We start from the raw sequence: 11,695 nt of genomic DNA, 5'->3' as shown, positions 1-11,695 counted from the left end.
TATAGTGCGGCACCGACCTATCGGACCCCGTTCTCGATCACGACCAGGCTTCGAGTTCCTTGACGAACTCGGTGTAGGAGCAGTTGCGGGCCTTCGGTCGGGGCGTGACAAGCTTGTGCTTCGCGGCCTGCTCCATGATGGACGGGGCGTGCTTCTCCTCGTACCGAGGGGTGCGGAGCTGCGTCTCCAAGTGCTTCTTGGCATCGGCGATCATGCCGAGGTCTCGCCCGGCGTCCTTCGCGTCCAGCTTCCAGTTGGGCTTGGTCTTGGGGAACGCGCCGGGGAAGAGCATCAGCCATGCCTCCATCTCGGAGGCCGCCAGGGCGAGGGCTGAGTTGCACTTCGTGAAGGCACGTTGAAGCTCACCGGAGAGCCCGTCCCGGGTCTTCTCGTAGACGCTGTTCGTGACGCCGTCCATGTCCACATGGACCACGATGCCGAAGAGCTGGGCATCGTGCCTTTCCGCCAGGGCCTGGGCGATCTGACGGAGTTCGTCCAGGGTCGGTGCGAGCCGGGCCTTGGCCTTGTCCAGCCGCATCTTGTCCTGCTTGATCTGGACGATCTTCGGCCCGGGCTTCGGCAAGAGCTCCGGAATGAGGTGCTGCAGTACCTCCCGGTCGAAGGGGCCCTCGCCGGCCACGGCGATGATGGACTTCGACGCTTTCGGTCGGCTGCCCTTGCCTCGGCCGCTCACAGATCACCGCCGAGAGTCCCGGAGAACCAGAGCTTGCCCAGGGGAAGTCCCTCGGAGGCCTCGACTATTGCCTGGATCTTCTCGGCTCTGATGGCAGGAATCTGGGAAGCGCCCGTCTCGTCACGCTCGCAGATCACGAGCTCTTCCGGTTCTAGGTAGTCCGCGAAGACCGGTGAGTGGCTGATGACGAGGAACTGGGAACGTTCGCTGGCGTCCCGAAGGCGCTCGTACAGGAGGCCGAGGGCGTGCGGGTGCAGGCCGTGGTCGATCTCCTCGATGCAGGTCAGGATCGGCGGGTGCGGATCATGGAACAGTGACAGGAGGCACAGCAACCGGACGGTGCCGAACGATGCGTCGGCGAGCTGGGTGCGGCCGCGCAGCCCGCGCTCCTTCAGCATGACCGTGACTCGGTCCGGCTTGCCGGGGGTCGGCACTACCTCGATGTCCTCGATGTCCCGCACCACGTACCTGACGTCGTCGAGCAGCGAGTCCCAGGCGTAGGAGTCCTTCTTCAGCTCCAGAAGGAAGTCCCCGATGTTCCTCGCGTCGTTGGCGAGCTTTCTGCCGCTGAAGCCGATGGGCGACGGCTTGCGCGCTTTGCGCACGTCGGCATCGAAGATGCGGACCGAGGAGATGTGCCGGCCGATCGTTCTCACAGCGTCGAAGGATGCGCCGGTCGCCGGAAGGCCGGCCGACTCCTGGAGGCCGCTCACGTACCGGTCCGGAAGGTAGCCCGGTGCCGTCGGCAGTTCCTCGCGGAGCGGACTGTCGACGAGGAACTTGTCCCGACGCAGCTCGATCGTGGAGGCCGCGGCGGGGCCGAGGTGCTGGACGAACCGCTCCCGCCTGGACAGGACGTGCTGGTCGTCGGAGTCGCCGGGAGCCCGACGTTCGAGCAGGGTCAGGTCGTACGTGTCCGGGTGTGCGTCGGTGGCGTGCTCGGTCCACACACCTTCGAGTCCGATGCTCAGCTCGGACTTTGTGCGACGGCCGCCTCGGTGAGCGACCTCCGGGTATCCGTCGGAGGCCTCGAGCGTCGGGCCGATGCCCTGGCGCGCGATGTCGGAGAGGAATCCGAAGGCCTTGAGGACGTTCGACTTGCCTGCCGCATTCGGGCCGACCAGGACGTTCAAGGGACCCAACGGAAGCTCGGTGTCCGTGAGGGTCCGGAAGTTGACGACGTTCAGGCGGGTGAATCGATGCTGCAAGGGATGCCGATCCGAGTGGTTGTGTGCCAGTCACAGCGGGACGGCGTCAGCCTACCCAGCGCTGATCACGACGGCTGGGGATCCCCTGGATTGCCACAGCCCGAATCATCTGCGCGGGGCACTCCACCCGGACGGTCTTGCCCGGATCGCCAGGCGCGGGTGCCCCAGCATTCGGCGAGCGCAGCGAGGAGGAGCAGGCCGCGGGCTGAATCGGCGTCGGCGGCGTTGGTGCGGTGGTGTACATGCTCAAGGTCCGCACAGCGTGCGGGACCGCGAGGCCGCACCGACGAAGGACAGCCGCACCTGCGGGGACGGCACGCGCTGGACGCGTTGCTGTCCGCAGGGCAGGAGGGCGGTCATGCCGCTTGCCTCACCGAGGTAGATGGTCATTCGGTGCTGTGGTTGATTGTCCAGGTCGGTCCACGACGCCTCGGCAAGTGCGGGTCGCACACCGATGTACGGGGCGAGGCCTGAGGCTCTACCGTGCTCACGGAGGTCCTCGGCGCTGTCGCGGGCCTTGTCACCGATCCATGGCGTCACGGTCAGCCCGGCGGTGGCAAGGGCTACCAGGCAGAGGGATGCGGTCGAGCAGCCCTTCTTCTGCAGGTGGTGAGCGATTGGAGCGAAGACGATGATGCCGAAGATGCCACTGCAGAAGAGTACTTCGGACGCCCGGACGGAATACCACCCCGGCGCGATGACCGTCACCCCGAGTACGAAGCCGAGTGCAAGGCTCTTCGCCAGGGGAAAGGCCTGCAGCGCTTCACGAACTGCGTACGGGGTCACGTGTTTGATGAAGATCGCGCCTGCGGTCAGGAGAGGCACGCCCAGCGCGGCGAGCAATGCCGTGAGAATGCCGACCCGCGTGAGCAGCGTCTGCTGGTCGATGCCGACCTGTTCCGGGGTAAGGCCGAAGACCGCGCAGTACTCGTCGACAGCGGTATAGCCCGCGGCGAACAGCAGCAGGCTCAGCAGGGCGAGGAGACTCGCGCCGAACTGCAGGATGTCCTTGGTGGAGAACCCGGCCTCCGGTTCGGTTGGTGGTGCGGTGGGTCCGGCGAGTGGCGCGGATACAGTCACGGACTTCCTCCGGCGGAGCGGACGGCGTCTTTCCTTCTGGCCTGGATCGGCCTTCCAGGTAACAACGAGTGGCCAGATCGGCGGGCATGGCGGAGCCGCGGGCGTTCCGGAAGTCTGTCTGCCGACTGCACGGGAGTCGTATTACCCGGGGCCGGGCCGGATTCGGTGGCCGTCGCCTGCAACCGGCGCGGTGCGGTGGGCGCATCGTCGGCGTAGCGGGGGGGATTCGTCCGCTGTTCCGTCAGGCGGATCCGGCCGTCCCGCGTGTGTGCCCGAGAGGGCCGCCTCTCAGGAGTCGGCGTCGCTACCGAGCTTGTCGCCGACGTACCCGAGTCGGATCGCCTGCTCCTCGTGGACGAGACGGAAGTGCAGCCGTCCCTTCCCCGGGGTGAAGCGACCGTGCCATGAGAAGCAGCGCTCCTTACCGTCAAGGTCGGTGAAGGTGCACAAGTGCTGACGGCTCTGGGATTCCGGCGTGATGTGCGGGTGCTGCCACTGTGGCTCGGGTGAGGTGGCAGGGTCCCAGCCGGCGGCCGTCGCCTCCAGGTCGATCAGCAGCTTGCGGACCGGCCGGTGCCATTTCATGTCGAGGCGGCGAAGGCAGCGTTCGAAACGGGGGATCTTCTGGAGGTGCGGGAAGAACTCGTCCCATGCGTCGAGGATTTCCGCGGGAGTGGTGAGCGAGGCCGTGGCCGTGTCCTGGGCCCAGGTCTTGTGTTCGTCGGCCTCGTCCGGATGGGAGCAGTGCCGTGCACGGTCGAAGCTGTTCTCGATGCCGTCCTCGGTGAGGTGCTGAATGTCGACGTCCAGCCACGGAGTGGCCCACTTCGCCGATACCGGGAGACTGACGGCGAGGCCATCGGTGAGGTGGGCGAACGCGATGCCCTCGACGGTGCGGCCGTCATGCTGGTACTCGACCTCGTCCGGGTCGAGCGTCAACCGGACGGAGTCCCGGAAGGGCGAGCGACTGCGCAGGGCGAGGAGGTACCGATGCCGATCGCGGTTCTGCGGGTTCGCGTTCACCCACTGCTGGTACAGGTACCCGCGCGCCAACTCGGCAGCCGGCAGAGGGCTCTTGGTGACCAACGCGATGCTCTGCCAGCTCTTGAGATGGCGCAAGGTATCCACGAATCCGGCCATCGCCGTGTCCACCTCCCTGGGGCCGGATTCGGACTCGCAGGACAGCTCGTTGAGAAACAGTGTCAGTGACACTCCCACCCCTTGGGTTTCTGTTGATGATCGGCTACCGGACGAGGGCGCGGGAGGTCAGTCGAGAAGCTTCTCCAGGGAGTTCTCCCACTCGTCGAAGAACCCTGCCGGCCACTCGGAGAGCATGCCGTCCTCGCCCATGACAGGGCTGATGACCTCGGCGGTCTGCTCGTTGCGTCGGAAGAAGTGGACGGCCGTGGAGGCTGCCGGAATGTGCTTGTTCTTCACCGCGATGCGAAGGCCGTTGAGGACATGGTCGGAGTGGGTTTCCACGATCACCTGTGCTCCGGCGGCGACTGCAGCCACGGCGAGGTAGGCCAGCCAGGTCTGACCCTGCGGGTGGAGGTGCGCCTCGGGGTTCTCCAGGAGGATCAGGGAGCCCGGCTGGGCCGACAGGCAGGCGACGACGATCGGCAGGGCGTAGGTCAGCCCGAAGCCGACATTGGTCGGACGGTACCGGTTGGAGGCCGAGATGCCGGAGCCGAAGCCGTAGCTGAGGCGTACGGTGTCCGTCCCGTCGATGCCCACGGCTTGAAGATTGACGCCGGGGCAGAGCCGCTGCATCCAGGCCTCGGTCTGGGAGAGGAGCGACGCGGACTGGGCGTCGTCCAGCCGGAGGGGGCTGGCCGTGACGGGGTCGTCCTGGTGAGCCCGAAGGAAGTTGACGGTGTGCTCGCCCCGTGATCCGAGGAATCCACGGCCCACGGCGGCCTGGTGGGAACGCGGGTAGCTGACGGCCGGGACGATCCGGTCGGCCTTGAGGTACTGGAACCCGGGCCGGAAGAGCGAGCATTCATCCGCGTCGTGGGCGTCCGGACCCATCGGACAGTCGGTCATCCTCAACAGGTCGTCTTCGCGGCCGTATGCCGCAGACCAGAAGTAGCGGGTTCCGTCGGACGTCACGGTGAGCGAGATGCTGCGGTCATCCACGGCGGCCGACTCGTGGCGCACGTACGTGTCGTGTCGCACGTCCTGGCCGGTGCCGAGCTCGACGAGTTCACCGTTGAGGAGGAAGCCGCCGCCGTCGTCGTAGAGGTGGAGGAGCCCGGCCTCGTGGGACTGGCGGAGAAGCGCGAGGGACTGCAGAACGGTGCTCTTGCCGGAGGAGTTCAGCCCGGTGAGCAGCGTGAACGGGGCCAGGGCGATGTCCTGGCGGGCGAAGGCCTTGAAGTTGGTGATGCCAAGGTGCTCAAGCATCAAGCGTCTCCTGGAAGATCCGGTCCATCTCGCGGAAGCGAAGTCTGACCTTTCCGACATCGCCGGTGCCGGCCGACACGGAGCCCATGAAGGTGGAGTCGTCCATGAGCTCCATGAACTTCCTCTCCACGACGGATTGGCGGGCTGCGAGCAGGTCGATCTCGGCGGGGGTTCGGTTGGCCAGACAGGCCGACTCGATCTCGAACAGCGCCTTGTTGACCGGAGAACGGCGGTTGTAGCCGCGGAACCGCTTTCGGAAGGCGTGCCCGCCGAAGATCCGCTCTGCCGCCTGCATCGCCTGAGTGAACCGGTCTGCCAGGTCTGCTAGTTCTGCCGGAGAGAGGGTGTTGATTTCGTGCATGGCGGACCGGAGGAATCCGTCGAAGTCCTGTGAGGCGTAGGACTCAGGTGAGTTGAGATTGAAGGCCAGGAAACGAAGGCACATCTCGCGGTCCGACATGCGCTCAGGGGAGACGCTGTAGGACGTCGCACTGAGGAACGGCCCGGTGTTGGCGAGCTCGTACAGGAAGGTGCGGGCCCGGCCGGGGATCAGCGCATGGCGCAGTTCCTGGCGGGTCAGTGGGCGGCCGCCGGTGTTGATGCGGCCGAAGATGTTGAACTTGACCTCCTCCGGAGTGCCGCGACGGATGAGAAGAACCACGAGTTCTGTCTCTTCGATCCGGGTCTGAAGGCGGTTCGGAAGGTCGGCGAAGGAGCGCCCATTGAACTCGGTCAGGTACTCCAGGCCGGTGAGGATAAGGGGCTCGGCGTCGATGACCTCGGGGGCGACGAAGCGAGCGATGGTGGAGAGCCGCTGAACGCCGTCCACGACTGCCCAGGAGTCGTCGTCCACCTCGGCGGCGTAGAGCGTTGGGAGAGTGATCCGGAGCAGAAGCGATTCGATGAGTCGGCTCTGCGCCTTCGCTGTCCAGATGCCGGCACGACGCTGGAAGTCCGGAGCGAGGTCCATGGTGTTGCGCCGGATGCGGTTGAGAAGGAGCGAGACCGTGGGGGTGCGGGTCAGAACCTCGATCTTGCTGGGATCGAAGGGGCTGGCGATCCGCTCACCGATGTCCTCGGACTCGACACCGGAACTCTTGCCGCCGTCGTCGAACTCGACGGGGAGTTGAGTTCCGGGCTCATCGAGCGCGAACAGGGCGTCCGGTGCGAGGCGCTGGGACTTCCCGCCCGTGGAGTTGTTGATGTCGGTCATGACTCATCCTCGTTGGGCGTCATCGGTGCCGTCGACGCTGGCGGAGTCCACCGGCCCGCGGCGATCTCCGCATCCAGGCGCGCCTGGAAGTGCGCGTGTGCCGCGCGCATCTCGGTCTCGCGGTCGGCCTTGTAGAACGGCGCGGTGTAGCCCTCGGGCGGGGTGGTGGTGGCAGGGCTGGCCAGATGGTCGAGGAGGGCCGAGTAGGCTTCCTTGGTCTGGCCGTGACCGTACGTGTTGTGGTTGCGGGCGAGCTTGCGTCCGTTCCCGTCGAAGTACATTTCCGCCTCGTAATCGGCGAGGATCGGATAGCGGGTCCTGCAGATCGCGACTAGCTGATCAGCGGTGACGCCAAGCCAAACAGAGACGAGTGCATCCAGTTCGACGAGGGCCGCGCGGCGTTCGTACTCGGTGCGGAGCGGGGTGTCGTAGGCCCAGACGGGGCTAAGCCCTGCCCTGAGTGGTTTTAGGCCTGCCCAGTCCGTATATGCCCAGTCCTCCGCAGATTCGAGCTGTGAAGGGTCGAACAGTTCACTCCAAAGCGGCGCGTATGCATCTGTGAGGCAGTTAAGGCGGAGCGAACGTAGGAGAAGGGAGCTGGCCAGGGGATGGTCGGCGCGGGCGGCAGGCATTTTCAGAACCTCAGCGACGCGAAGGTGGGAGCGCCCGGTGATGCGGAGCAGATAGTCGAGTGGAAGTGTTGCCCAGAATCCAGCATTGAGGCTTGTTTGGAGGTTGTCATCCAATGCCATTGAGTTCACGGCATCGACATGCGTGGGGCCTGGAGGGATCAAGGCGGCGAAGAGGCTTCGCTCGGTGTCGAAAGGCACCATTGCGCGCCAGGCCAATCGATAGTATTCCGTGTAGGGGCGACCGTTCCACTGGTCCTGAGCTGCAATGTAATCGTCCATGCTGCATGCGCGTACATAGTTGGTGCGAGGAATAGCGTCAGCCGGGAGCGTAGCGAGATCGAAACTGGTCCAGTCGCGGTTGGTCTTGCACGGAATTTTCGGCTCTTTGTATAGGGGATTGGAAATGCCGATGTGTGGCCCCTGTAGGATGATATCGGAATGTTCTTCTGGCGTGGAGGTGCTCCATTCGTAGAGGCCGAGCTTCTTGGTAGCCAGATTCTCGAACATGCCAGTAGTGATCTTCGGGTGAAATGCACTGAGGCGGTCATGAACTCTTGCGAGGGCCTCGATTGCCCCTTCCTCGTCGGAAGTTACCGGGTAGAGGAGTGGGGTCTCCGGGTCGCGGTAGCTGGGCTCTCCGGAGATGCGATTCCATTCCCCAAGTCGATTGATGTCGATGGCGATTAGGCGGGCTGCGTGAGGTCGAGTATCCCACTTTCCGAGGTGCTTGATGCCCGGGAGTGGTCCTCGCCCATCATGGCCAAGAGAGGCTCTAAGTGTAATTGGATCGAAAAGCCAGCTGATGTGCGTGAATGAGATTTCCGAACTGGGGCCATAAATATTTACGCTGAACTCTGTATTGGCGTGAATCTCCGGAAAGACTCCTGTGCGGTTATGGAAATGTGCATGTAGGCGAAGGTGTTTGTATGATGCCTGTCGGAGGTTGACCTCTTTGACGCCTCCGAAGTGTGAATCTGGGTGGATCAGGCCTGCAGATCCCTGCGGCGATAGGTTGCTCCAGCATTGGCACATAAATGCGCGGTACAGGTCTGGCCGAGTTCCGCGAATCATCGTGTACGTTGCGGCGGAGCTGAGCAGTGTAGCCGTTCCGCAAACTCCGGAAAGTTCGCTCAGGTAGGCATTGCGGTTTTGGAGAGAGGAAAGTATTTCGCTATGGCGTGTACTCCACTCCTCCCTGCCGGGCTTCTCCTCCAGAGCGAACCACGGGTCGAACTCTGCCATGACTGTGCTTTCCTGCCAGTCCGGCCGCACCCAAGGGGGATTGCCCACCTGGATGTCGTACCCGCCTCGGCTAAAGGCTTGCGCGAACTCCAGCTCCCAGTGGAAGAACCCCTGAGCGTCCGAGAGGTCCCGCGCAACTGATGTCCAGGGGAAGCGGGATTCGAGCCAATGCGCGCGGTCCATGCCCATGACGTCAGGCAGGGCGTCTTCGTAAGGAGTCAGTTCTTCCAGGGTCTCAAAGGCCGAAATTAGAGACCCGGACGGCACTTCGTGTGTGCCGAGGAGTGCCTCAGCGAAGTCGAGCCAATCGTCGAACGACGCGAGGGCGATCACCGAACGCCGTACCTCGCGGATTGCCTCCTTGCGGCGGCCGGTGCTACGGCGTCGCTCGGCTGCCTGCCTGGTCAGTTCACCGGGCTCGCTGATGCCTCCGAAGAGGTCCTCTGCCTCCCAGGACAGGAGGACCTCGGGCGAGTTCCCTTCGACTGCCATGGCTACCGGGCCATCTGCGATGCGGTTGTAGCGATCTGCGGTGCCGTCCAGCAAAGCAGCCTCCTGGACCGGCCAGAACCACAGTGCGCACCACGCGTCCATCAGTGTCTTGAGACGCCAGTACGGGGTGTCGACCGCGAGAAGATCTGCCAGCACCTCTTCCCGCTGTACAGCAACCTCGGGGCTACGCAGCCACTCCTCCTCGGCGCCCCACACGTCAATGCGTCGGGAGATGTCACGCTCGGAGATCTCCAGGCGTCGCACCACCAAGCTCCACAAGTACTCGGCTCGTCGGGCGAGGCCTTGAAGACGGGTGATCTGCTTGGCGTTGGGAGACTTGGTGATCGCCCGGCGCCATGCGCCCAACGCCTTCGTAGCCTCGGGCGCGAGTACCTTGGCCTCCTTCTCGGCCGCAACCGCGCCCCACTCCTTCGCAGGCAGCAGGAAGTGGTGGACCGAGCCCTTCGGGAGCGGGGTTCCGTTCGCTGCGTCTGCCAGCGGGAAGCGCTCGGGCGTTGTGCCCAGCCAGGCGCCCTTCTTCAGCTTCTCTGCCGGGTACACCTCTCGCCGGCCGCCGATCAACGAGTTCCCTCGCCGCAGGTGCAGACCGAACCAGGGCGCTTCCATGCCCGGGTGCATGGTGTTCAGCCATAGGGAGACCTCGGCCAGCTCGACCGCAGTCTCGTTCAGGTCGACACCGTACGAGTTGTGCAGGGCGATGTACGCCTTCACCTTCTGCAGTTCGACCGGGTACTTCTCCGTGTCGATGGCGACGCCCAGCTCGTCCTGGCGTCGCCGCAGGTACTCGGCCGCTACCTGGTTGATCGCCTCGTTGAGGAAGGCGCCCGACCCCAGGGCCGGCTCACAGATCTTCCAGTCCAGCAACTCACGGGCTGGCGTCACCGTCTCGTCCTGGTCCAGGCGGTGCTGGAGGGTGAGCTGCACAGTCACCTTGGTCAGCGACTCGGGCGTGTAGTACGACGCCGACGTCTGCCTGTCGCGGCCGGACAGCCGGTAGACGAAGGAGCCTGGCTTGTGCCGGACCGGCACCTCCTCGCCGGTGTCCTCGTCCCGGGCGCGCACGAACACGCTGTCCGGGTACTCGTCGACCTTCGACCTCGGGATCAGCCACGAGCCGTCCTTCGAGTCGCCGCCCTTCGCGACCTCCCACAGCTCCTTGTCCGACACGAACCCGCTGTACGACATCAGCCCCTCGTACACCGCACCCAGCTGGTTGATGCCCAGTTGCGCGTACGAGATGAAGCCGCCGCGCTCGCCCTTCCGGCCCTTGGTAAGCATCAGAAGCCGCAGCACCTTGTACAGCGTCGCGTTGCGCAGCCGGGTATCGAGGTAGCGCTCCTCGCCGGTCTCGTCGGCGTCGAAGCGCGGGTCGGGAACGGAGTCCTTGCCGATTAGCTTGATCGACTCGGGCTCGAAGAGCTTTGAGTGCAGCGGCTCGAACCGTAGGCCGATCTCCTCCGAGGTCGTCTCCTCGACGACCCCGTGCGTCCGCCGAGGCCGGTAGCCGTCCTGGACCTTCCCGAACAGCAGGTCCAGCGACTCGTACAGGTAGATCCCGCGCCGCGACTTCTCGTCCACCAGGTCTCGCTCGGCGACCAGCTCGCCCAGCCGCCCCATCCCGTAGCCCTGCTGGTACTCGGGGTAGTCCGCCGGCAGGATGCCCAGCTCCGGTCGGGCCTCCGCGTACAACAGGAACAGGATCCGGTACAGATACCGCAGCGACTCCCGCGTCAGCTGCTTCCCCAACTCGGGGAGCTCCATGATGTCCTCGGGCCGGACACCCTCGTTCTCGCCGATGCGCTCCAGCACCTCGTTGGCGATGAGCTCGACGCTCATCCGAAGCCCATCGCGCAGGTCGCTCGACACACCCACCGCGTGCTTGGTGGACTTGTCGACGAGCTCCGCGAGCGGGTTCTCGCCGCCCGCCTCCGGCGTGCGCAGCGAGTCCGTGCCGAACAGCGCCGCCACTGTGTCGAGTTCGCCGCCGGCCTTGGTGTCGTTTCGCTCCAGTGCGCCGTCCAGCGACACCGCGAGGTAGCGGCCCTCGCCCCAGGTCATCCGGTCGGCGAGGACGACGACACCGCCCACCAGCAGCAGCACATACCGGGGCGCGTCCTCGCACGCGAACAGGAACGAGGCGAGCTTCGACCCGGTGGCGACGGTGTGCTGCCCGTCGAGTACCAACGCTTCGAGCAGGCGACCGGGGCCGTCCGGGTCCAGGGCCGCATCAGGCTCGGCCGCCCAGCCGCAGTCCAGAGCGACGAGACCCTTCTCGCTGTGCGCGACCCGCACTTCGTGGGCCTGGTCGGCCCGTTCGACCGTGATGGTGCCGGGCTTGGCGTCGTAGCCGAGGGCCAGCAGCACCCGCGCGTTGAGCGCGCGCACCCGCTCGCGCCAGGCTGGGGAGCCATAGGTGGTGGCGTCGTCGTCCGCCACAGCTCGGCCGTCATCGGTTGCCTCGGACAGGGCGAAGCCGGCCCGCGACCGGAAGTAGGGGCGGCGCAGCGCCCGCAGGCCGGCCCGCGGAGTGACCGGCAGGGCGTCCGGGTCCCGCTCCTCGTCGCCCGCCGCAGCCTTCGTCGCCTCCTCGCGTTCCTTCCATACAGCCAGCAGCCCGGACTTGAGGTCCTTGGGCAGCACCTCGGCCAGGTAGTGAGCGGAGAAGTAGTCGCCGCGGTTCACCAGGGAGTCGTACGTCATAACTGAT

At 65.4% G+C, this 11,695-nt stretch carries 7 protein-coding genes; all 7 read right to left on the bottom strand.

Annotated elements, in window-relative coordinates; translation table 11 throughout:
* Positions 1 to 37: 37 nt before the first annotated feature.
* Positions 38 to 583, bottom strand: a complete 546-nt coding sequence (locus tag AB0N76_RS22325; RefSeq protein WP_363559467.1) for a hypothetical protein — start codon at positions 581 to 583, stop codon at positions 38 to 40.
* A 107-nt stretch (positions 584 to 690) separates the two neighbouring features.
* Positions 691 to 1,902 carry an AAA family ATPase gene (locus AB0N76_RS22320; RefSeq protein ID WP_363559465.1) on the bottom strand — a complete coding sequence of 404 codons (1,212 nt, stop codon included), beginning with the start codon at positions 1,900 to 1,902 and terminating at the stop codon, positions 691 to 693.
* Between the two features lie 246 nt (positions 1,903 to 2,148).
* Entirely contained in the window at positions 2,149 to 2,982 is an 834-nt protein-coding gene (locus tag AB0N76_RS22315) for a hypothetical protein (protein WP_363559463.1), read from the bottom strand.
* A gap of 288 nt (positions 2,983 to 3,270) precedes the next feature.
* Positions 3,271 to 4,194, bottom strand: coding sequence for a hypothetical protein (locus AB0N76_RS22310; protein WP_363559461.1), 924 nt, complete (start codon positions 4,192 to 4,194; stop codon positions 3,271 to 3,273).
* A gap of 54 nt (positions 4,195 to 4,248) precedes the next feature.
* A complete protein-coding gene (locus AB0N76_RS22305) occupies positions 4,249 to 5,388 on the bottom strand; it encodes a DUF3696 domain-containing protein (protein ID WP_363559459.1) in 1,140 nt (379 codons plus the stop codon).
* Complete coding sequence (locus AB0N76_RS22300; RefSeq protein ID WP_363559457.1) at positions 5,381 to 6,601, bottom strand: DUF262 domain-containing protein; 1,221 nt, start codon at positions 6,599 to 6,601, stop codon at positions 5,381 to 5,383. The genes AB0N76_RS22305 and AB0N76_RS22300 overlap by 8 nt, the downstream gene beginning before the upstream one ends.
* Positions 6,598 to 11,688, bottom strand: coding sequence for a class I SAM-dependent DNA methyltransferase (locus AB0N76_RS22295; RefSeq protein WP_363559455.1), 5,091 nt, complete (start codon positions 11,686 to 11,688; stop codon positions 6,598 to 6,600). The genes AB0N76_RS22300 and AB0N76_RS22295 overlap by 4 nt, the downstream gene beginning before the upstream one ends.
* Positions 11,689 to 11,695 lie beyond the last annotated feature (7 nt).

This window comes from Kitasatospora sp. NPDC093806, assembly GCF_040683335.1.
Taxonomy (GTDB): Bacteria; Actinomycetota; Actinomycetes; order Streptomycetales; family Streptomycetaceae; genus Kitasatospora.
Note: the sequence above shows the minus strand (reverse complement) of the source record. Positions and strands in the feature narration are given on the sequence as shown.